Source organism: Luteimonas sp. TWI596 (genome assembly GCF_039674105.1).
Lineage (GTDB): Bacteria > Pseudomonadota > Gammaproteobacteria > Xanthomonadales > Xanthomonadaceae > Luteimonas.
Map to the genome: position 1 here is coordinate 17650 of NZ_JBDJMU010000023.1, position 21789 is coordinate 39438.

Here is a 21789-nt window from a genome sequence, read left to right on the forward strand (position 1 = left end):
GCCGCCCGGTCCGCATCGGCAGGTTCGAGACATGGGCGCCCTTGGGCGCCCATGTGCGTTGTCGGCGTCAGCGCACTGCCTTGCCAGTCAGTTCGCGAGCTGCGTCGGCGGCGTTGCGCGCGTGGTCGGCGACGTCGACAGCGCGGCCTCGAGTGTGTCGGCCAGGCCGTCCTGATAGCTGCCGTCCGCATTGCGGATCCGCACACGCGCGTTCGGACCGATGAGGTCGCGCAACGTCGAGCCTTCGGTGGCGCTCTGACGACTGAGGAACGAGGCGATCAAGCGCCCTGAACTGTCCTGCCGCAACACCCACAGGCGCAGGCGCATGTCGTACTCCAGCGTGAAACCGTCGTTCATCGATCGCGTCCTCGAACAGGCATCCGCGCGCGCGCGCAGGAAGAAAAGGGATGCAGGCGATTGTGCGAACGCAGGCATCGGCGATGCGTGAACCAGGCAGTGGAGCGTGTGCAAGGGCTGCAGCCTGCAGTGGGCAGACCGCACGGCGCGGGCGTCAGGGACGCTGTGACCGGCGCGTGGCTTCAGTGGATCAGCGCGCCGACGCGCGATCGCGGCGGTGGTGATCGGCGATCAGGCCGGCCAGGGCGTCGTCGTCGGCATAGAAATACGCCACCGGCAGGTCGAGCACCTCCGCCATGCGGCGCAAGGTCTGCAGATCGGGCTGATGGACGCCGGTCTCGTAGCGATTGACCCGGGTACTGGCGACGAAATCGTCGAGGCCGGCCTCGATCCCCAGCGTGCGCTGCGAGATGCCCACCGCGGTGCGCGCTTCGCGCAGCCGACGGCTGAAGACAGGCAGGGGTTCCTTGGCAGCCACGCTTGCATCGCATCCCGGACTTCGGCGTCGGGAAGCTTCCGAAACGTCGCTTGACTCCGATACTACGTTAAACGTAGCTTGCGGGTGGCAGCCCGCATGTCGACGCGCCTGATGGCGTCACGCGTGCAGCGCGCCGGTCCGCCGGCGCCATTTTCCAAGGAGAGCGACCATGGACGAAGTCCGCCATCCTGCGCGACGCGGCACGCGCATCGACGACATCGCGCACTGCGCCTCCACCCAGGGGCCGCTGCGACGGCTTCTCGATCTCGTGGCGGGGACGCCCGATGCGGTGCTCGCCGACGCCCGCGTGGCCACGCTCGATCACAAACGGATGCAGATGCTGGGCCGACTCGCATTGCACGAAGCCCAGATCTGCATGGCCCAGTCGCGCACCCTGCTGTATCTGCTCGAACTGGCGATGGCGCGGACCGCGCCCGCGCCGCACCAGGTCGCGGAGGTCACACAGCACGTGGCGAGGCTGATCACCGATGCCGAGATCTGGCGCGAGCTCGCCGGTAACGCCGCGTTCTACAGCGAGCACCCGCACATCGCACGCCAGCTCGCGAGCGACCTCGCCGGCACGCAGGACGTGCGGGTCGAGGGCTGATGGCGGTCGCCCGTGCGGTCACGCGTCACAGTGTGCGGATGGTCTCGCCGCTGGCGCTCGACAGCGCTTCGCTGGCACGGTCGCGCTGGGCGGCATCGAATGCGTGCACGACAACCGCGGCGCGACCTTCGGCCAGTGCCTCACGCACCTTGAACAGATAGGGGTCGTGGTCGGGGCGCAATGTCACCAGGCCACCGACCATCAGCCCGAACACGCCGCCGTATCCGATGATCAAGGCGCCGGCGAACCATGGCGAGTTGACCACCGCCGGCACGCTGGCCGCATACAGCACGCCGAACAGGGCCGCGCCGATCGCCAGGCCAGCCAGGCCCAGCTTGTAATGGGCAATGATCAGCGTGCGCAGGATGCCGCGGCTCTCGGGTTCGAGCTTGCGGCCGGCTTGGCGGTCGTGGCGCGTGATCACCTTCACCTGCGAGGCCTTGAAACCGTGTTCGGCCTGCAGTTGCTGGGCGACGCGCCGGGCGGTGCGCTCGCTGTCGAAGATCGCGGCGACCTTGCTGTCCGAGACCTCGCCGGTCACCGGAGACATCGTACTCATGGGACGGACTCCGAGGGGGAAGACATCCGCAGGCTAGGCGCGCGCCGATCAAAGCGCCGTGACTCCTGGGCATTGGCGATGACGCGAACTGCACGCAGGCGCAGGGACCGCAACGGGTGTTCCGCGACTTCACATCCGCATCGGGTGAGCGTACGCAGCATGGCGTCCTCTCTTTCGGACTTCGAGTGCCGCCATGACCAGTGCGTCGTCTTCATCCCGTGTGCGTCTCCATGTCGAGGACTCGGGCGGTGCCGGCCGGCCGATCGTGTTGATCCATGGTTGGCCGTTGTCGGCCGCCTCGTGGCGTGCACAGGTCGGCCCGTTGCAGACGGCGGGCTATCGCGTGATCGCCTACGACCGCCGCGGGTTCGGGCGCTCGGACAAGCCCGAGGACGGCTACACCTACGACACGCTCGCCGACGATCTGGCCGGTGTGCTCGAGGACCTCGACCTGCGCGAAGTCACGCTCGTCGGCTTCTCGATGGGCGGCGGCGAAGTGGCCCGCTACCTCGCCCGCCATGGCCAGGCGCGCATCCACAGCGCCGTGTTCGCCGCCGCGGTACCGCCGTATCTGCTCAAGACCGACGACAACCCCGAGGGGCCACTGGACAAGGCCAAGGCCGACGAGATGCGGGCCGGCCTCGAACGTGATCGCGACGCATTCTTCGACGACTTCACGACCCAGTTCTTCAGTGTCGACGGCACGCTCAAGGTCGACGAGTCCCAGCGCCAGGAGGCCCTCGCGCTCGCGCGCCAGTCCGACCAGACCGCGGCGTTGGGCTGCATGGAGGCTTTCGCGACGACCGACTTCCGCAGCGACCTGAAGGCGATCACCGTGCCGGTGCTGGTACTGCATGGCGACGGCGATGCGACCGTGCCGTTCGAGGGCTCGGGCCAGCGTACCCATGCCGCGATTCCGGGCAGTGCGCTGGTGGTGGTGCCCGACGCGCCGCACGGTCTCAACGTCAGTCATGCCGACGCCTTCAACCGCGCGCTGCTGGAGTTCCTCGCGCGCTAGCGGTGGCCACGCCACGCCACGATCGACTCGACACGCCAGGAGCCCCGATGTCCATTCCCCGTCCAGCGGCTTTCCAGCGCTACGATCCTGCGCTCGCGCAGCCAGGTCCCGACGAGGCGGCGCTGGCGGCCGAGCTCGACGAGGTGCTGTTGTCGATCTCGCACAAGACCTGGGAAGACGAGGGCCAGGGCCTGCGTGCGGTGCATGCCAAGAGCCATGGCTTGTTGTCGGCCGTGGTGGAGGTGCCGGCGGGGCTGGCGCCGGAACTGGCACAGGGCCTGTTCGCGCGGCCCGGCCGCCACACCGCGGTGATGCGGTTGTCGACCACGCCCGGCGACCTGCTTGCCGATCGTGTGTCGACGCCGCGCGGCGTTGCGCTGCGGATCTGCGACGTGCCCGGCGCCCGTCTCGACGGCAGCGACGGCCCGGGCGCGCAGGATGTCATCCTGGTCAACGGCCCGCAGTTCAACGCGCCCAATGGGCGCGCCTTCCTGCGCAGCCTCAAGCTGCTGGCCAAGACCACCGACCGCATGGACCGCACCAAGAGACTGATCTCGGCGATTCTGCGGGGGACCGAGCGCGGCCTGGAGGCGATGGGCGGGCAGAGCGCCACGCTCAAGGCGATGGGCGGCGAACCGCCGTATCACATCCTCGGCGAGACCTTCTTCACCCAGTTACCGCTGCGCCACGGCGACCACATCGCCAAGCTGCAACTGGCGCCGGTCTCGACCTCGCTGCGCGCGCTCACCGACACACGGCTCGACCTGTCCGACGACGATGCCCTGCGCGAAGCCGTGGTCGCGTTCTTCGCCGCGCAGGGTGGTGAATGGGAACTGCGCGCGCAGTTGTGCACTTCGCTCGAGGAGATGCCGGTCGACGATGCCACCGCGCGCTGGGACGAGGCGCGCAGCCCGTTCCGGACCGTGGCCCGCGTGATCGCGCCGCCGCAGCCGGCCTGGACGCCCGAGCGCAGCGCGGCGGTCGACGCCGGGATGGGGTTCAGTCCATGGCACGGGCTGGAGGCGCATCGCCCGCTCGGCGAGCTGATGCGCCTGCGGCGGTCGGCCTACGCCGCCTCGCAGAATTTCCGTGCGCGCAAGAACGGCGTTGCCCTGCATCCCGGTTGCCCGTTCGCGGCGGCCGAGCGCTGACGCAGGCACGAGGCATCAATCGACTTCGGCCGGGCTGCGTTCGAGCTCGGGATACAAGGCCAACAGCGCCAGCGTCACCCCGTTCGACCAGCCGAAGCCGTCCTGCAGCGGGTACTCGCCGCCGCCTCCGCCCTGCAGCGCGCCATCGGCGTCGTACTTCTCCACCAGCTTGCGCTCGCGGTCGAATACCGTCTGCACATTGCCGACGAAGCCGCGCGCGATATCGTGTGCGAGCGCATGTTCGCCATAGCGGCGCAGCCCGTCGACCGCGATCCACTGCAGTGGCGCCCAGACATTGGGCGCATCCCATTGCTGGCCGCTGTCGACCGCAGTGGTGACCAGGCCGCCCGGACGCAGCAACTGCCGGCGCACCGCGTCGGCGGTGCGGCGTGCGCGAGCGGGCGAAGCGATGCCGGCATGCAGCGGAAACAGCGCGGCGGCGGTCAGTTGTGCGCGCGGCTGCCGGGTGCGCAGATCGTAGTCTGTGTAATAGCCGTCGGCATGCCACAGGTGATGCGCAATCGCCTCGGCGCGCGCGTCGGCCATGGCCGCATAGCGGTGCGCGCAGTCCGCGTCGCCAGCCCGTTCGCAGACGGTGGCGATCGTCGATTCCAGGTGATGCAGCAGGCTGTTGAGATCCACCGGCACGATCGACGTGGTGCGAATCGTGTCCAGCCGCATCGGATCGTCGAGCCAGCGACTGGAGTAATCCCAGCCGCTTTCGGCGCCGGCACGCAGGTCGCGCCAGACCTCGGCCGCTGGCCGTGACGTCGCCGCGGCGGCGGTCTGGCGGTCCTGCTCGAACGATTCGGGCCGCGGCACCTCGCGGTCGTCCCAGTAGCGGTTGAGCAGGTGGCCATCGGCCAGGCGCACGACACGACGTGTCGCCTCGCCGGGTGCGAGCCGCTCGGCCCCGTCCATCCAGTACGCATGCTCGCGGCGCAACTGCGGCAGGTAGCGCAGGATCGTCGCGCGACTCGAGCGCGACCATGTGCGAGAAAAACGGTGGCTGCGAACGGCTGAGGTAGTAGCTGCGGTTGCCGTTGGGCACGTGGCCCCAGGTGTCGATCAACTGCGCGAAGTTGTCGAGCATGTGCCGCGACGCCGTGCGCTCGCCGCTCTCGACCAGGCCGCGCATCGTGAAGTACGAGTCCCAGTAGTAGATCTCGCGGAAGCGCCCGCCCGGCACCACGTAGGTGTGCGGCAGCGGCAACAGACTGTCGTGCGGCAGGGGCGCGGGACGTGGGCGGGTGAGCAGCGGCCACAACGCATCGATATGCGCGCGCAGCGTCGACTGCGGCTCGACCGGGGTGCCGGGCGGCGGCGCGGGCAGCACGAAGTGGGCCTCCACGAACGCGCGCAGGTCGAAGCCTGGGCGAGCGTGGCTGCCGGCGAACGCCGCCTCGATCTGCGCCGGATCGCGCCGCGGCACCGCATCGGCAAAGGTCTTTTGGTCTTCGAACAGCCAGGCCGCCTGCACCGCGGCAAAGGTCCGCGGCCAGCCGACATCCGGCGTGACCGGTGCGGCGCTGGCGACCGGCGCCACCGCCGGCCCGGCAGTCGCGATGGAGCCGGCGGACGTGCAGGCAGCCAGCACAGCCGACAGCAGGCAGGCGGCAGCGCGAGCGGGAAGAGGAGCGCGCAACATGGCGGTGTTCCGCAATGGTGGACGCGGGCAGTGTCGCATCGCCACTGCGCTCAGGTCTTCTCGCCGACCCAGACCTGCATCTCGACCGTCCGCAGCCAGCCGTAGTTGGTCAGAAACGCGACATCGGCCGCGTCGCGGCCATACGCCACGACGATGCGACCGCCACGCGGCGCGTCCTGGGTGGCGTCGAAGGTGTACCAGTGTCCATCCAGGTAGGCTTCGAACCAGGCGTGCAGGTCCATCGGCTCAAGCCCGTGCAGATAGCCCACGACCATGCGTGCCGGAATCCGCAGGCTGCGGCAGAGCATGATTCCGACATGGGCGAAGTCGCGGCAGACCCCCGCGCCCTGCGCCATCGTGTCGAGCGCATCGGTGCAGGCGTCACTGACCCCGTAGCGATAGGCGATGTGGCGGCGGATCCACGCCACCACCGCACCGACATGGCCGGTGCCGGGCGATGCGGCATCGACGATGGCCTGGGCCTGTTCGAACGCGCGATCGGAGGGGCAGTAGCGGCTGGGCAGCAGGTACTGCAGGGTCGCGTCGGCCAGCAGGGAGGCGGGCGTGGGCAGTGCCCAGGGCGCGACGGGCAGCGTGCGCTCGGTCTCGACTTCGAGCTCGGTCCGCAGCCGCATCCGGCCCCTGGGGACGATCAGCCGCTGGCACAGATTGCCGAACGGATCGACGTGTTCGGTCGGACGGACATCCGGCTCGAAGGTGTAGCTTTCGCTGACCAACCACTGCGCGTCGCCGCTGCGCGGGCGCAGCATCGCGACCACCGCGCAGTCGTCTTCGGCTTCGACCACGATCTCGCAACCAGCCAGCAGGCGCATGCGGGGCATCCCGTGCACAAAGCGCCACGCTAGCCGCGCAGGCGTGCAGTGCGCGTGGCGACGTCCCGACCACGCAGGCGCACCCACGCAAAAGCCTCAGTGCGCCTTGTGCCAGCCCTTGAGGTAGTGCACCCGCGCCACGCCGGTGAACTTCGCCAGTCGCGCCAGTTCCGCGTCGAGCTTCTCCAGACGTCCGGCCGAAGCACGGACGCCGGGCTCGAGCCACAGCCGACGTACATCCAGTGTGCTGCCCTTGCGGTCGGCCTTCATGTCGATCCGGCCGATCAGACGGTCGCCCTCCAGAAGCGGGAAGACGTAATAGCCGTACTGGCGCTTCGGCTCGGGCACGAAGACCTCGATGCGATAGTGGAAGCCGAACAGCCGTTCGGTGCGCTTGCGGTCGCGCAGCAACGGATCGAACGGGCTCAAGACCCGGACGCGGGCGGAGGGCGCGGGCACGTCCTGCAGATCGGCAGCGATATCGGCGAAGGCATAGGACCGACGCGCGCTGTCGCCATCGATGGACGCAAGCGAGACCTCGCACAGCGCGTCGCGATTGCGTGCGATCCAGTCCTTGGCTTCCAGTGGCGAGACCAGGTCGAAGAACGCGGACATCTCGCCGGGCGTCGCAAAGCCCAGTCGCTTCAAGGCCTCCCGGCAGGCCCAGTCGACGAACTGGGCAGGGTCGACCTCGCGTTCGTAGACCTCGGCGGGAATCACCCGCTCGGTCAGGTCATAGATCTTCTGGAAGTTCACGCGGCCGGCGATCGCGAGCTTGCCGGTATGCCAGAGATACTCAAGCGCGGTCTTGGACGGGTGCCAGTTCCACCAACCGCCTGACGCATGCCCCGCCGCCTTCAACTCCCGCGCCAGCACCGGACCGTTGGCCTCGATGCGCGCGAGCGTGTCTTCGAACGCCGCATCGAAGCCGTCCCCATGCCACTTGCGCCAGCGCTCGCGGATGATCGGCTCGCGACGGCGGAAGCGATGCTTCCAGTACGGATAGAACGCGGTCGGCAGGATCGAGGCGTCATGCGTCCAGTGCTCGAACAGCGCACGGTCCTGTTCCAGTAGCGTGGTCAGGTGGCCGCGCCGGTAGGTCTGGTTGCGCGAGAACAGGATCTGGTGGTGGGCGCGCTCCACCGTGCCGATGCTGTCCACCTGCACGAAGCCCAGATCGGTGATGAGCTGCAGCAGCCCCGCCTTGGACAGCGCCCGGCCCGGCGGCGCGGCCAGCCCTTGCCGTGCGAGAAACAGCCGTCTTGCGACCGCGTTCGAGACCTGGATCGTCATGGCTGTAAATGGCGCTATGCCACGCCGAGTGGGTTGCGTCGCCTTCTGCGGGGATGAGATGTCGACCTGTTTGCCCGGATTCTGGGCCTGTCGGCGGCCTGGCGCTATGGCGGCATATGCCTGGTCCGAGTCCCGAGAGCGCCCCAATGATCGCGGTACTGCGCCCGGGTACCGCTCCTTCCTGTCATAAATGATAGGATTGGCGAATTCCCTATAATCTATGACAGATATGCGCCGGAGCACGACCGACTACGCCACGCATGCGGCCCAGAAGACTGCCAAGCATCTGGGACAGATGGTCAAGAGTGCCCGTCTGGCACGCGGATGGACCCAGGAAAGTCTGGCCGAACGCGCCAGAGTGAGCCCTGCCACCATGAACCGGCTCGAGCAGGGGGGCGTCAACATTGCTCTGGGCACGTGGCTTTCCGCCTTTGAACGTCTGGGGCTGCTGTCGAAGCTCGACCAACTGCGAGACCCCGTGTCCGAGGCCATCCTGGAGGGCACAAAGACCAAGCGCCCGATCCGTAGCAAGCCTTCTGGCCTGGATTTCTAAGCCGAGGTCGACCATGCCCTATGTGTTTGCGTACCTCCCCGGTGAGGTGACTGCGGTGCCGGCCGGCCTGCTCGATCTGACCGAGCTGGGGCCGGAGCTGCAAGCGTCTCAGTTCCAGTACGGCACACGCTACGTGGCCCGTCGTAAGCCGAATGCGATTGCTGTGGATCCGGTCTCGTTACCGCTGGAGCGCGCCGGCGAGCGCATGCTGCCTGTGAATGGCTTGGCAATGTTCGGAGCATTGCGCGATGCCACTCCCGACGATTGGGGGCGACGCGTGATCGAGAACCGTCTGGAAGTCCCCGCCAACAGCCTGCCCGAGTCGGTCTACATGCTGGAGGCCGGCAGCAACCGGGTGGGCGCGTTGGATGTGCGCGTAGCAGTAGACAGCCCGCCACATCACTCGCGCCTGCCATCAACCATCGACCTGCAGTATCTGATTGAGGCATCGCAACGGGTTGAGGAAGGTCTGCCGGTACCGGCTCACCTTGCGAACTATTTTGCCGGTGCGCCGTCGCTGGGTGGCGCACGTCCGAAGGCCGCTGTGCTCCACCAAGGCATCGAGTGGATCGCCAAGTTCCCGTCCATTCGGGACCGCTTCAACGTGCCCAGCGTCGAGCGCGCCACGCTGGAGCTGGCACGCCGGGCGGGAATGTCTGTGCCCAAGACCGAACTGCAGACTCTGGCCGATGGCCGGCAGGTGATGCTGATCGAGCGCTTCGACCGCATCCCGGTTGCTGATGGAATGAGCCGCAAACATATGGTCAGTGCGCTCACGATGCTGGGCCTGACGGAACAGGACTCCCCGGATGCCAGCTATGCCCAGATCGTCAGGGTGATCGAGCAATGGGGGGCCGAGGGCCAAGTGACCGCCCAGCGCGAAGAGCTGTTCTCGCGGATGGTCTTCAATATTCTGGTCACCAACGATGATGACCACCTGCGAAACCACGCATTTGTGCATGACGACGGGGCGTGGAATCTGAGCCCCCTGTACGACGTGGTGCCCAAACCGCAGGTCGGAACGGAGCGTACCTTGCACCTTGGGGTGGGCCCGAGCGGCCGAAAGGCGACCCTGGACAATGCATTTGCCGGCTATGGGGATTTCGGGCTGACCCGGACACGGGCCGCCCAACTGATCGACACGGTGGTGGGTGCTGTCAGGACGTGGCGAACCGTGTTCGAGGCGTTCGAGGTGTCCACCAAGGATTGCGACGATGTGGCGACCGCATTCCGCCGTGCAAGTGATGTCGGAATGGCCGAGGTGTCGAAGTATCTCTAAGTGTGCAAATTGGGCGGCAGCGCTGCCCATCGGCACTGGCTCCCAGACCCACGCCTTCGACCATCACTGCGGGGGCCGCAACAAGGAACGCTTCCGAAATACCATCGATTTGTACCTCGGCGGCCGGGCGCTCTATCCGGAGGGCATCGGGACAGGCGGATGCCTTTCGATGCGACGATGCGCCTGAAAAGAAGAGCCGCCGGTGCGCGATGTCGATGGTCGACATGCGGACACCGCGCCGCGCCGTCCCGCTGTCACACGGGACGGCGCGATGGGCGCCTTACAGCCGGAAGCGGATGCCGAGCATGTAACTGCGTTCGGGCGAGGCGCGGTCGCGCAGGAACTCCGGGCTGCCGAAGTAGTTGTGGGTCTTGCCGCCCAGCAGGTTGGTCGCCTCCAGAAACACCGTGACGTTCTCGTCCATCGCGTAGTTGAGCGCAAGATCCAGCCATGCCTCCGGGCCGTGGAAGACCTCGTTGGGCTGGTCGCCCGACGCGCTGAAGCTCACCGCGTAGTCGTCGCGCCAGTTGTAGGCCAGGCGGGCGGAGAACGCGTCGTACTCGTACATCAGCACCGCATTCCAGGCCCGCTTGGACACGTTCGCCAGGGGCTGCATGACCCCATCGGGCGACTCGGCCTCCGCATCGATCCATGTCGCGTTCAACTGCGTGCCCAGACCCGACCAGGCGCCGGGCAGGAAGTCGTAGAACTGCGTATAGCCGATCTCCACGCCGCGCAGCGTGCCGCTGCCGGTGTTGCGCGGGCGGGTGATCTGGTACGTGGTGCCGTCGATCGTCTCGTCCTCGGCGTAGTTCTGCACATAGCCGTCGACAGCGCGGTGGAACGCGGCCAACGACAGCAGCGCGTTGTCCTGGAAGTACCACTCCAGCGACGCATCGAGGTTCTTGGACTCGACCGGCGCCAGGTCCGGATTGCCACCGCTGCCGCGCGCAGGCAACGTATCGGTGGACTCGAACAGCGCCAGCTGCGGGTTGAGGTCGGCGAAGCGGGGCAGGGTGATCGACTGACTGTGCGACAGGCGCAGCATCAGGTCCTCGCGCAGCGACAGGTTGGCGCTGATGCTCGGCAGCCATTCGTGACGCGCGCGCGTGGTCTGCACCGGCGTTTCGACGCCGTCGACGAGCGAGGTGCCGTTGAGTTGGCGCTCCAGCCGCACATGGCGTACGCCGATCCGGCCGTCGATCGGAATCGCGCCGATCGCGAATCCGTAATTGGCCTGCAGGTAGGCGGCGTGGTTGTCCTCGCGGTTGTCGAACTGCACCGCCGGGTTCGCAGGCGGCCGGTCGGGGCCGTGGCCCATGGCCTGGCGGATCAGCGCGGTGTGGCCGAGCAGAAAGTCGCGGTTGGCGCCCAGCCAGCGATCGACGCCGACATCGCGGTCCCCGTCGAGGATGTTGCCGGGCGTGACCTGCGCCAGGCCCGGGATGTCGGACATCCGGATCGGCGCGCCACTGAGGTTGTTGCGCGCGCCCGGATCGCCCCCGATGTTGGAGGCATTGCGCCTGGCCAGGCGCACACCGGCGTCGAGCGAACTGACGATGCCGCCGTCGAAGGCGAAATTGGCGTCGGTGCGCCACGCCCACTCGTCGCCCTCCTGCCGGCTCCAACTGTCGTAGTACTGGCCCAGCCGCCAGGCATCGGGATCGGTGACGTCGTAGGCCGACCCGTCGGCATTCGTGGCCGAGGTGAACGGCACGCCGTGGCTGCTGTCGATGGTCAACCGCGGCACCGTGGTCATGATGTCGAGCACCATCGAGCGGTTGTCCGATTCGCTGTAGGTGTAGGCCAGCTCGCTCGACAGCTTCAGCCGCTCGCCCTTCCAACTGCCGCCGATCGCCGCTTGCCAGGTGTCGGAGCTGTTCTGGTGGGCCTGGGTGCTCGACAGCACATCGCTGTCGCGCAGCTCGACGCGCTGCAGGATGTCGTTGCCGGGCTGGGTGGTCAGCGATTCGGTGTTGCCTGGCGCCAGCGATCCGGGGAATGGCATCCAGTAGTTGACCCGGGGTGTGTTGCGATAGCCGACGTAGAAGCCCTCGGCCCACAGCTCGGTGTTGTCGCTGGGGGCCCACTGGAATGCGACGTTCGCGGCCTTGCGCCGGCGGAAACCCTGCGCCTGCAGGTTACCGGCATTGAACGGCACCAGCAGCTGCCGTGACGGATCGCGCGGGTCGTCCACGCGGTCGTAGGTGCCGTGGAAGGTGTTGGACTCCAGGTACGGCGTCTCCTGGTACGACACCGCGCCGAGCACGCCCATACGGCCGGCCCCGGTCTCCCACTGGCGGCTGCCGGTGAGGCTGCCGTTGGTCGCGGTCTTGCGCGCTTGATCGGCATAGAGCGTCGACACGCTGCCGGCGAGCGTGCTGTCCTCGTCGAGGTCGAACGGGCGGCGCAGCCGGATGTCGACCGCACCGGCGATGCCGCCTTCGATCTGCTCGGCGCCGCTGGTCTTGTAGACATCGACCTGCTGCAACTGATCGGCCGGAATGTCGGCCAGCGCGACGCCGCGCCCGGTGGTGGTGAAGATGTTGCGGCCGTTGAGCGTGGTGACCACGTTCGGCAGCCCGCGCACCAGCACCGTGCCCACTTCCGCACCGCCGCGCTGGACCTGCACGCCGGTGATGCGCTGCATCGCCGCCGCGACGCTGTTGTCGGGCAGCTTGCCAATGTCCTCTGCGACGATCGAATCGGTGATCTGCGCCGCGCCGCGCTTGGCGTCGAGCGCGCCGGCGACACTGGCGCGCACCCCGCGCACCTGGACCGCGTCGAGATTCTCGACCTCGTCCGCTGCAGGATCGGTGTCGGGGGCGCCGGTCTGCGCGAACGCGGGCGTGGCGAGGATGGCGGTGGCCAGTGTGGCCAGCGCCACACGGCGGGGGTGGGAGTGAACAGCGAACGTCATCGTACTGCGGAGCCCTCTGTGATCGTGGATCGTCGAGGTGCGCATGTCCGCCTGACCGCAGGCGCGAGGCCGCGCCGCCGGACAGTGCCGGCAGCCACGCCACCTCGCCCTTCGCGTTCCCATCACATCCAGGAACGGGCGCGGATTAGACCAACGCGAATCTTAGGATCGTGTCGAGAAGTCGTAAGCGTGATGTCGCCTGCCGGCATGCAATCCCTGCAATCCCATGCGCGCGCGTGCCGTTGCAATCACTGGCGCGCCACGTGCGCGCGCCTAGCGTGGCGTCCTTCCCCCGACTTGGAGACGTGACGATGAACCAGCCCGCACAGCAGCAGGCCGTGCCCGGCGTCGAGCGCAAACTCGACCCGCCCGCCGACCACGGCGAGGACAGCTATCGCGGCAGTGGGCGGCTGCAGGACAAGATCGCGATCATCACCGGCGGCGACAGCGGTATCGGCCGCGCGGTCGCGCTGGCCTACGCGCGCGAGGGCGCGGACGTGCTGGTGAGCTACCTGAGCGAGGACGAAGACGCGCAGGAAACGCAGCGTCTGGTCGAAGCCGCCGGGCGTCGCTGCGAACTGATGCCCGGTGACATCGCAGACCCCGCGCATTGCCGCGCGATCGTGCGCAAGGCGGTCGAGGCCTTCGGCCGGATCGACGTGCTGGTCAACAACGCCGCCTACCAGATGACCTACGAATCGCTCGACGAGATCCCCGACGACAAGTGGGACTACACCTTCCAGGTCAACGTCAGCGCGATGTTCCACCTGTGCAAGGCGGCGGTACCGCACATGAAGCCGGGGGCCTCGATCATCAACACCAGCTCGATCAACTCCGACAAGCCCAATCCGACCTTGCTGCCGTACGCGACCACCAAGGGCGCGATCGCCAACTTCACCGCGGGTCTGGCGCAACTGCTGGCCGACCAGGGCATCCGCGTCAACTCAGTCGCGCCCGGCCCGATCTGGACCCCGCTGATCCCCTCGACGCTGCCGCCCGACGCGGTGGCCGAGTTCGGCAGTCAGACGCCGCTCAAGCGCCCCGGGCAGCCGGCCGAGTGCGCACCGATCTACGTGCTGCTGGCGTCCGACGAAGCCAGCTACATGACCGGCGGCCGCTATGCAGTCACTGGTGGCATGCCGATTCTGTAGCCGAGCAGCTTTCTTCACCTCGGCATGGCGGCGACAGGCGCATATCCCCTCGCAACCTGCAATCCTGCAGGCGCGAGGAGGCTGTCGTGGACAAGAATCGCAGCGAAGGCATGAAGAACCAGGTCAAGGGCACCGCGAAGGAAGTGGCCGGCAAGGTCACCGGCAACACCGGCAAGGAAGTCGCCGGCAAGGCGCAGAAGACCGCCGGCAAGGTCCAGAGCGCCGTCGGCAAGGCCAACGACAACGCCCGCAAGGGGCGCTGATTCCGGTCTCCCTCCCCCGCACTGCGGGGGAGGTCATCGACATTGCCGCAACCATCCGCACCCACCGCTCGCCTCCCTCCCCCGCAGGGGGGGGGGGGGGGGGGGAGGGGCCCGCCATTCGCGAAATGCCCGAGCCCCCACCCGATGCCTGCGGCATCGACCTCCCCCGCGAAGCGGAGGAGGTAACCGCCATCGTCCCAACCATCAGCACGCGCCGCTTGTCTCCCTCCCCCGAATCGCGGGGGAGGGCTGGGGTGGGGGCGCTGTTCGCGAAATGCCCGAGCCCCCACCCGATGCCCGTGGCATCGACCTCCCCGCGAAGCGGAGGAGGTAGCCGCCATCGTCCCAAGCATCAGCATGTGCCGCTCGTCTCCCTCCCCCGCATCGCGGGGGAGGGAGACGCCATCGTCTCAACCATCAGCACGCGTCGCTTGTCTCCCTCCCCCGCATCGCGGGGGAGGGTTGGGGAGGGGGCCGCTATTCGCGAAATGCGCCCGCCCCCACCTGATGCCCGTGGCATCGACCTCCCCCGCGAAGCGGAGGAGGTAACCGCTATCACGACCGCCCCGCGATGCAATGCGCATCGCCGCCCGCTCGCAGCGCGCGCGCATAATCGGAGCGTCCTACGATCGAGTTTCCGGAGTCCGACCATGCGCATCCATCCCCTCGCCCTGACGCTGTCGCTGCTGCTGCCCGTCGCTGCCTGCACCGACGCGGCGACGCCCGCGGCGGCCGACACCGCCGCCGCGCGGCCCGCCGAGACAGGCGCGATGCCGGTCGCGCAGGCGGCCGACACCCAGGTCCTGCCGCGTATGCGTGTGCACAAGACCGCCACCTGCGGCTGCTGCGGCAAGTGGGTCGAGCACATGCAGCGCGACGGCTTCGAAGTCGAGACCCTCGATGTCGAGAACCTTGCCGCGGTCAAGACCCGCCTGGGCGTGCCCGACGCAATGGCGTCCTGCCACACCGCCGAGATCGACGGCTACTTCGTCGAAGGCCACGTGCCCGCCGCCGACGTGCGCCGGCTGCTGGCCGAGCGCCCCGATGCGCGCGGCATCGCGGTGCCGGGCATGCCGATGGGCTCGCCCGGCATGGAAATGCCCGATGGGCGCAGTCAGGCCTACACCGTCGAACTGGTCGCCGCCGACGGTACGCACCGCCCGTTCGCTGAGCATCCGGCCCGGTAGGCCCGCCGGCGCGAAGCCTCGCGGACCTGAATCGCCGGCCTGGAAGGCACCCCATTCACGCGACCGCGCCGCATAATCATCGGCCGCACGCTGCCTGCGCGCGGCCTGTTTTCGTTGCCCGGAGTCCTGCATGCGCGTTCGTTCCCTGACGCTGGCCCTGTCGTTGCTGCTGTCGCCCGCGGCGTTTGCGCAACAGACCGCGCCGCCCCCCGCGGATGCGACCCCGGCACCGGCCCAGGACACGCCCGCCGAGCAGACCCCGCCGCAGGGCGAGGCGCAGGACGCGCCCCCGGCACCGGACGACGGCGCCCCCGACGACGCCCAGGCGGCCCGCGAGGTCGCCGCCAGCGACGACCCGGACGCGATCGAACACGCCTCCAACCGCGTACCGCTCGAAGAGATCCGCCGCTATGTCGGCGTCTTCAACGCCGTGCGCCAGGCGTACGTCGAGCCGGTCGAGGATCGCAAGCTGATGGCCTCGGCCATTCGCGGCCTGCTGCTCGACCTCGACCCGCACAGCGTCTACATGGAGAAGGATGCCGCCGAGGCCTTCGACGAAGGCACCAGCGGGGCCTACGAAGGCATCGGCGTGGAGGTCATGTACCTGCCCGACGGCAGCATGCGCGTGATCGCGCCGATCGACGGCACACCGGCCGAGAAGGCCGGCATCCGCGCCGGCGACGTCATCGTCAGCGTCGATGGCCGGGCACTCACACCGACCGACAACGAAGGCCATGGCCCGCTGCGCGGCGCATCGGGCACCGCGGTGGTGCTGGGTGTCCTGCGCGATGGCGAGCGCACGCCGCTGGAGATCCGCGTCCAGCGCGAGACCATCCGCGTGGTCAGTGTCCGCGGCCGCCTGCTCGAGCCGGGCTATGGCTATGTGCGGGTGAGCCAGTTCCAGGTCGATACCGCGGCCACCTTCAGCCGTACCGTCGGCGACCTCGCCAGCCAGAGCGGCGGTCGCCTGCGCGGCCTGGTCATCGACCTGCGCAGCAACCCCGGCGGCCTGCTGACCTCGGCGGTGCAGATCGCCGACGACCTGCTCGAAAGCGGCGACATCGTCAGCACCCGCGGCCGCATCCCGATCAGCGACGCGCAATTCAGCGCCACACCCGGCGACATCCTCGACGGCGCGCCGGTCGTCGTGCTGGTCGATGTCGGTTCTGCCAGCGCCTCGGAAGTGCTGGCCGGCGCACTACGCGACAACGGCCGTGCCCGCGTCGTCGGCAGCCGTACGTTCGGCAAGGGCTCGGTGCAGACCGTGCTGCCGCTCGACAACGGTGACTCGGTCAAGCTCACCACCGCGCGCTACTTCACTCCCAGCGGCCGCTCGATCCAGGCCCGCGGCATCGACCCGGATGTCGTGCTGCGCCCCGAGAAGGCCGACACCGACGGCGACGCTCCCCGCGCCGCCAGCGCCTACACCGAAGCCACGTTGCCGGGCCATCTGCGCGGCGACGAGGAAGACGGCAGCACCGGCGGCGACGCCCTGCCGGGCGATGCCCCGATCGCTGCAGCGCTGGCCGAGCTCAAGAAGCCGTGGACCCCCACGCTCCCGACGCCCGAGCCCGCGGCGGCGAGACCGGCTGCGAACTGACAGCGTCGGTCGGGGCCGGCGGCGGCCACGCAGGCCGCGCCGACCTCCGTCGTGCCCGGACCGTTCTGGCCTGGGCGCGCGATGCGCAGTCCACACGGTGACCGCTCCAGCGCTGCTGCCCGGCCGCCGAGGGCGTTGGGGCGACATCCGCCCGGACGCGGACGTGGTCGACGAACGTCGGAGCGCCACTGCGCCCGCGCTCCCGAAGTCTCCGGCGTTCACCCTGCGTCGCTACGCAGAGACGCATGCCTCCCAGAGAAAGGCTGCGCGGGGCCAAGCCTTGCGCAGACCTCAGCGGTGCCGAAGACGATTCAACCCGCTGGATCGACACCATCGACGATGGTGATATGCGCGATGCAGGCCCCGTCGCGTTTCGACTTCGCAAGCTGGTACTCCGGCGAGCGATAACACGCAGTCGCCGTCTCCAGGTCCGGGAACTCGATGACCACATGACGGCCGAAGCCGCCGCCTTCCAGCGACTCGCTGCGACCACCACGCGCCAGGAACTTCGCGCCGTACTTCCGGAAGGCGGCCGGCGCCAGGGCGGTGTACCCGCTGTAGGCGGTCGCATCCAGCACTTCGACGTGTGCGATCCAGTAAGCGGGCATGTCAGGCCTGCGCGTCGCTGGCGAGGATGCGGCGCGCGATGGTCGCCACTTCACTGATGTGTTCTGCGACACGCGTCTTCGCCAGCACGGGATCCCTGTCGATGCAGATCGCATCGCAGATGGCATCGATCCGCGACTGCCCGCTGCGCTCGCGGCGGTTGTCGCGCAGGGTCATCGCACGCAGGCGGCTGATCCGGCCGTTGAGTCGCCGCACGATATCCCAGGCAATGCCCTGGTTGGCTGCGACGAAGATGGTCTCGTAGAGGTGCGAGGAGGTGCGCAGAATCTGGGCCATGTCCTGGGCCGCGGTGGCCGTCTGCAGAGCGTGCTGCGCGCCGCGGATGCGCGCGACGATGTCGTCGGTCAGGGCCCCGGTACAGGCCGCGACCGCGCTTTGCTCCAGCAGCAGCCGGATCTCGTAGATCTGGTGCGCGGTGGACCAGTCCAGCCGCGCGACGATCGGGCCTTTGTTGGCCAGGACGTCCACGAGCCCTTCGGCCTGCAGATGCCGGATCACCTCGCGCACCACGCTTCGGCTGACGCCGAGCTGTTCGCAGAGCGTGCGTTCGACCAGCCTGGCGCCGGCGGCGAAGTGTCCGGTAATGATCGCGTCCCGCAGCCGTTCCAGGCATTTCTCGCGCAGGGTGATGGGCGCGTGGTCGATTTTGAGGTCCATTCGGATGTCCTGGCGTGAGGGGGCGAAGGGGCGCCGAGGTGCGAGAAGCGCATACAGGCGGTCGGTATACCGCATCCCAAAGGCCATTGCTGCACGCGTGCGAGCCGCCGGGCCGCAACTGCCCGACACCGCTGCGGCGCGCCGTTCCACCTGAATGGGAAGGGTGACCTTCGACAGGGTTGCCACCCCGTCTTCTTGGTATACCATCATACCGTACACCTAAATGAGCATCCGCTCCGCCAGAGGTCACGCCGTGAAACTGATCCGCAAATCCGTGCTCCATGTCGAAACCGTGTTCGTGGACGGCGAGGCCGACGCGCCCAAGCCCCTGAAGATGGTCGGCGTGGCAGCGGTCATCAAGAACCCGTGGCATGGCCGTGGCTACGTCGCCGACCTGTCTCCGGAAATCCGCGAGCTTGGCCCGCAACTGAGCCAGCATCTGACCGACCTGATCCTGGGCGAGGTCGGTTCCGGCGAGGCCGTCGAGGCGTTCGGCAAGAGTGCGGTGGTCGGACTGGACGGCGAACTCGAACACGCCTCGGCGCTGATCCATACCCTGCATTTCGGCAACATCTTCCGCGCTGCGGTGGGGGCGAAGTCCTACCTGGCGTTCACCAATACCCGCGGTCCGGCGAATGCGCCGATCTCGATCCCGATGATGGACAAGAACGACGAAGGCCGTCGTTCGCACTACCTGACCCTGCAGTTCTCGATCCCGGATGCGCCGGCCGCCGACGAGCTTGTGGTCGTGCTCGGTGCGTCCACCGGTGGGCGCCCCCATCACCGCATCGGCGATCGCTACACGGATCTGGAAGCGCTGGGTCATGACGTCAAGAACCCTGCCGCTGTCTGACGGCCACCACGTCCACATGCTGGCGCAGGGCCGCGGCGAACCGCTGGTGTTGATCCACGGCGTGGGCATGCAGGCTGCCGCATGGGGACCGCAGGTCGCGCACTTCGCCGACCGCTACCGGGTGATCGCGGTCGACATGCCCGGTCATGGCGGCAGCGCCCGCCTGGGCGGCACCCCGGGTCTGGCGGACTACGTGCGCTGGATGATCGAAGTGATCGAGACGCTGGACGTGGGGCCGGTCAACCTGGCGGGCCACTCGATGGGCGCGCTCATCGCCGGCGGTGTGGCGATCGAGCGCCCGGCGCTGGTACGCCGTCTGGCGGTGGTCAACGGCGTGCACCGGCGCAGCGATGCCGCGCGCGCTGCGGTCGTGGCGCGCGCCGAGCAGCTGCGCGACGGACATCTGGATATCGACACACCGCTGCAGCGCTGGTTCGACGTGCCCGACGCGCCGCCCGCGCTGGTCGAAACAGTGCGCGGGTGGCTGGAACAGGTCGATCTCCAAGGCTATGCCGATGCCTACCGCGCATTCGCGCGTGGCGACCTGCTCTATGCCGACCGCTGGTGCGAGGTGCAGTGCCCGACGCTGGCGCTGACCGGCGCCGACGACCTCAACTCCACCGGTGCGATGGCCCAACGCATGGCAGGCCTCGCAGCGCGCGGCCATGCCGTGATCCTCGAAGGCCAGCGCCATATGGTCAATCTCACTGCGCCCGACCTCGTCAACCGCGCGATGTCGGACTGGCTGGCCGCGCCGCCCTGAGCGCGACATCCGTCAAGAACCTGGGAGGGAACAAGATGGACTGCACCACCAAGGAACTCCGCGACGCGTTCGGCGCGTTCATGACCGGCGTCACCGTCGTCACCACAACCAATACGGCAGGCACACCGCTCGGCTTCACTGCCAACTCGTTCGCCTCGGTGTCGCTGGACCCACCGCTTCTGCTGGTCAGCATCGCCAACAGCTCCGGCAACTACGACGCTTTCGCCAACGGCGGACACTTTGCGATCAACGTGCTTGCCGAAGGACAGAAGCAGGTCTCCAGCACCTTCGCCAGCCGCGTCGATGACCGCTTCGGCAGCGTCCAATGGCGCATGAGCGAACACGGCAACCCGCTGCTTGACGGCGTTGGCGCCTGGTTTGACTGCACGACGCACTCGGTCGTGCCGGCTGGCGATCACGCCATTCTGATCGGCCGCATCGAGGCCTTCGCATCGAGCGGCCAGGCCGGCCTGGGCTACTACCGCGGCGGCTACTTCACCCCGGCAAAGATGGCGGCCGAGGTGATCGGCGGCGCAAGTGTGGTCATCCACGCCGTCATCGCCCATGAGAACCGTGTGCTGCTGGCGCGTAATGCCGACGGGCAATGGGCACTGCCGTGCGTCGACGCGGCAGACCGCGGCGCGGACGAGGCGCTTCACGCCCTGTTCGAACGCTACCAACCCGGGGCATCGGCGAACTTCGTCTATTCGGTCTATCGCAACACCGAAAGCCGGCAGCAGTTCGTCGCCTTCCTGTGCAGCACACCGGACGCATCGCCGCGCGAAGGCCGCTACATCGCGCTGTCCGACGTGGCTGCGCTCGACATCGCCGACCCTGCGGTGAAAAGCATGCTCGAGCGCTACTGCAGGGAAAGTCGCCTCAAGAACTACGGCGTCTACTACGGCAACCACCACAACGGCGTCGTGCGCGATGCCCAAGGCCAGGAGATCTGACATGCGCTTTTCGTTGTTCATCCATATGGAGCGCGTCTCCGACCAGCAGACGCAGAAGCAGTTGTACGACGAGATGATCGAGCTGTGCCGGATTGCGGACGAGGGCGGCATGCACGCCATCTGGACCGGTGAACACCACGGCATGAACTTCACCATCGCGCCGAACCCGTTCTTGAATCTTGTCGACCTCGCACGCCGCACCAAGCACGTGCGCCTGGGCACCGGCACGGTGGTCGCGCCGTTCTGGCATCCGATCAAGCTCGCCGGCGAAGCGGCGATGACCGACATCATCAGTGATGGTCGCCTGGAGCTGGGCATCGCTCGAGGCGCGTACGCGTTCGAGTACGAGCGTCTGCATCCAGGTCTCGACGCCTGGGGCGCCGGCGGTCGCCTACGCGAGCTGATTCCCGCGATCAAGGCACTGTGGGAAGGCGACTACGCCCACGATGGCGAGTACTGGACGTTTCCCAAGACCACCTCGGCGCCGCAGCCGCTGCAACAGCCGCATCCGCCGATCTGGGTGGCCGCGCGCGATCCCAACAGCCACGAGTTCGCGGTCGCCAACGGTTGCAACGTGCAGGTCACACCGCTGCATTTCGGCGACGAGGAAGTCGAGAAGCTGATGGGCCACTTCAATGCGGCCTGCGAGAAGTTCGGCGACGTGCCGCGCCCGCAGATCATGCTGCTGCGCCACACCTATGTGGCCGAGGGCGAAGCAGATGCGCAACAAGCAGCCGACGAGATCAACGTCTTCTACAACTACTTCGGGGCGTGGTTCAAGAACGAGCGCGAAATCACCCAGGGCCTGATTGCGCCGCTGAGCGAGGAGGAGATCGCCGCCCATCCGATGTACTCGCCCGAGGCGATGCGCAAGAACAACGTCATCGGTCCGCCCGAGGAAGTGATCGCCCGTCTGAAGACCTACCAGGCCATGGGGTACGACGAGTACGCGTTCTGGATCGATACCGGCATGAGCTTCGAGCGCAAGAAGGCGTCGCTCGAGCGCATGATTCGCGACGTGATGCCGGCGTTCCGGTGA

Annotated in this window: 21 protein-coding genes and 1 pseudogene; 13 read left to right on the forward strand and 9 right to left on the reverse strand. The window is 68.1% G+C overall.

From position 1 onward, the window contains the following. Positions 1 to 87 precede the first annotated feature (87 nt). Both ABE487_RS14975 and ABE487_RS14980 read right to left on the reverse strand, forming a co-directional pair. On the reverse strand, positions 88 to 357 hold the full coding sequence (locus ABE487_RS14975; protein ID WP_346452464.1) for a hypothetical protein: 270 nt from the start codon (positions 355 to 357) through the stop codon (positions 88 to 90). Positions 358 to 547: 190 nt separating this feature from the next. Beyond that, positions 548 to 835, reverse strand: coding sequence for a helix-turn-helix transcriptional regulator (locus tag ABE487_RS14980; RefSeq protein ID WP_346445283.1), 288 nt, complete (start codon positions 833 to 835; stop codon positions 548 to 550). A 169-nt stretch (positions 836 to 1004) separates the two neighbouring features. Between ABE487_RS14980 and ABE487_RS14985 the strand changes: the two genes are divergently transcribed. Further along, entirely contained in the window at positions 1005 to 1442 is a 438-nt protein-coding gene (locus tag ABE487_RS14985) for a hypothetical protein (protein WP_346452463.1), read from the forward strand. A gap of 25 nt (positions 1443 to 1467) precedes the next feature. On the opposite strand, the gene ABE487_RS14990 is transcribed toward ABE487_RS14985, so the two are convergent. Beyond that, complete coding sequence (locus ABE487_RS14990; RefSeq protein WP_346452462.1) at positions 1468 to 2001, reverse strand: hypothetical protein; 534 nt, start codon at positions 1999 to 2001, stop codon at positions 1468 to 1470. Between the two features lie 193 nt (positions 2002 to 2194). On the opposite strand from ABE487_RS14990, the gene ABE487_RS14995 reads away from it, so the two are divergent. Both ABE487_RS14995 and ABE487_RS15000 read left to right on the forward strand, forming a co-directional pair. Then, positions 2195 to 3019, forward strand: a complete 825-nt coding sequence (locus tag ABE487_RS14995; RefSeq protein ID WP_346452461.1) for an alpha/beta hydrolase — start codon at positions 2195 to 2197, stop codon at positions 3017 to 3019. Positions 3020 to 3066: 47 nt separating this feature from the next. Further along, positions 3067 to 4170, forward strand: a complete 1104-nt coding sequence (locus ABE487_RS15000; protein WP_346452460.1) for a catalase family protein — start codon at positions 3067 to 3069, stop codon at positions 4168 to 4170. Positions 4171 to 4185: 15 nt separating this feature from the next. On the opposite strand, the pseudogene treA reads toward ABE487_RS15000, so the two are convergent. The 3 genes and pseudogenes from treA to ABE487_RS15015 all read right to left on the reverse strand — a co-directional run. Further along, positions 4186 to 5749: pseudogene (gene treA / locus ABE487_RS15005) on the reverse strand (alpha,alpha-trehalase TreA); the annotation flags it as partial. Between the two features lie 119 nt (positions 5750 to 5868). Beyond that, a complete protein-coding gene (locus ABE487_RS15010) occupies positions 5869 to 6651 on the reverse strand; it encodes a transglutaminase family protein (protein ID WP_346452459.1) in 783 nt (260 codons plus the stop codon). Between the two features lie 96 nt (positions 6652 to 6747). Beyond that, a complete protein-coding gene (locus ABE487_RS15015; protein ID WP_346452458.1) occupies positions 6748 to 7944 on the reverse strand; it encodes a winged helix-turn-helix domain-containing protein in 1197 nt (398 codons plus the stop codon). A 220-nt stretch (positions 7945 to 8164) separates the two neighbouring features. Here ABE487_RS15015 and ABE487_RS15020 point away from each other — a divergent pair, with 220 nt between their 5' ends. Both ABE487_RS15020 and ABE487_RS15025 read left to right on the forward strand, forming a co-directional pair. After that, on the forward strand, positions 8165 to 8497 hold the full coding sequence (locus ABE487_RS15020; protein WP_346452457.1) for a helix-turn-helix transcriptional regulator: 333 nt from the start codon (positions 8165 to 8167) through the stop codon (positions 8495 to 8497). 13 nt (positions 8498 to 8510) lie between these two features. Beyond that, positions 8511 to 9776 (forward strand): HipA domain-containing protein, encoded by a 1266-nt coding sequence (locus ABE487_RS15025; RefSeq protein ID WP_346452456.1) that lies wholly within the window; start codon positions 8511 to 8513, stop codon positions 9774 to 9776. A gap of 280 nt (positions 9777 to 10056) precedes the next feature. On the opposite strand, the gene ABE487_RS15030 is transcribed toward ABE487_RS15025, so the two are convergent. Continuing rightward, positions 10057 to 12696, reverse strand: coding sequence for a TonB-dependent receptor (locus ABE487_RS15030; RefSeq protein ID WP_346452455.1), 2640 nt, complete (start codon positions 12694 to 12696; stop codon positions 10057 to 10059). A 311-nt stretch (positions 12697 to 13007) separates the two neighbouring features. On the opposite strand from ABE487_RS15030, the gene ABE487_RS15035 reads away from it, so the two are divergent. The 4 genes from ABE487_RS15035 to ABE487_RS15050 all read left to right on the forward strand — a co-directional run bounded on the left by ABE487_RS15035 (position 13008) and on the right by ABE487_RS15050 (position 16897). Next, a complete protein-coding gene (locus tag ABE487_RS15035) occupies positions 13008 to 13847 on the forward strand; it encodes an SDR family oxidoreductase (protein ID WP_346449485.1) in 840 nt (279 codons plus the stop codon). Between the two features lie 86 nt (positions 13848 to 13933). Next, positions 13934 to 14110, forward strand: coding sequence for a CsbD family protein (locus tag ABE487_RS15040; RefSeq protein WP_346445271.1), 177 nt, complete (start codon positions 13934 to 13936; stop codon positions 14108 to 14110). Positions 14111 to 14880: 770 nt separating this feature from the next. Further along, a complete protein-coding gene (locus tag ABE487_RS15045; protein ID WP_346445304.1) occupies positions 14881 to 15297 on the forward strand; it encodes a DUF411 domain-containing protein in 417 nt (138 codons plus the stop codon). A gap of 130 nt (positions 15298 to 15427) precedes the next feature. After that, entirely contained in the window at positions 15428 to 16897 is a 1470-nt protein-coding gene (locus ABE487_RS15050) for a S41 family peptidase (protein WP_346452454.1), read from the forward strand. A gap of 311 nt (positions 16898 to 17208) precedes the next feature. Here ABE487_RS15050 and ABE487_RS15055 read toward each other — a convergent pair whose 3' ends face one another. Next, a complete protein-coding gene (locus ABE487_RS15055) occupies positions 17209 to 17505 on the reverse strand; it encodes a DUF1330 domain-containing protein (protein WP_346445269.1) in 297 nt (98 codons plus the stop codon). Between the two features lies 1 nt (position 17506). Continuing rightward, positions 17507 to 18181 (reverse strand): GntR family transcriptional regulator, encoded by a 675-nt coding sequence (locus ABE487_RS15060; protein ID WP_346452453.1) that lies wholly within the window; start codon positions 18179 to 18181, stop codon positions 17507 to 17509. A 253-nt stretch (positions 18182 to 18434) separates the two neighbouring features. Here ABE487_RS15060 and ABE487_RS15065 point away from each other — a divergent pair, with 253 nt between their 5' ends. Genes ABE487_RS15065 through ABE487_RS15080 form a run of 4 tightly spaced genes read left to right on the forward strand, consistent with a single transcriptional unit; the run spans position 18435 to position 21789 of the window. Next, positions 18435 to 19034: an amino acid synthesis family protein gene (locus ABE487_RS15065; RefSeq protein ID WP_346449608.1), complete on the forward strand. Its 600-nt coding sequence runs from the start codon at positions 18435 to 18437 to the stop codon at positions 19032 to 19034. After that, positions 19006 to 19797, forward strand: coding sequence for an alpha/beta hydrolase (locus ABE487_RS15070; RefSeq protein WP_346449610.1), 792 nt, complete (start codon positions 19006 to 19008; stop codon positions 19795 to 19797). The genes ABE487_RS15065 and ABE487_RS15070 overlap by 29 nt, the downstream gene beginning before the upstream one ends. A 35-nt stretch (positions 19798 to 19832) precedes the next feature. Further along, on the forward strand, positions 19833 to 20750 hold the full coding sequence (locus tag ABE487_RS15075) for a flavin reductase (protein WP_346452452.1): 918 nt from the start codon (positions 19833 to 19835) through the stop codon (positions 20748 to 20750). Position 20751: 1 nt separating this feature from the next. Continuing rightward, positions 20752 to 21789 (forward strand): LLM class flavin-dependent oxidoreductase, encoded by a 1038-nt coding sequence (locus ABE487_RS15080; protein ID WP_346445264.1) that lies wholly within the window; start codon positions 20752 to 20754, stop codon positions 21787 to 21789.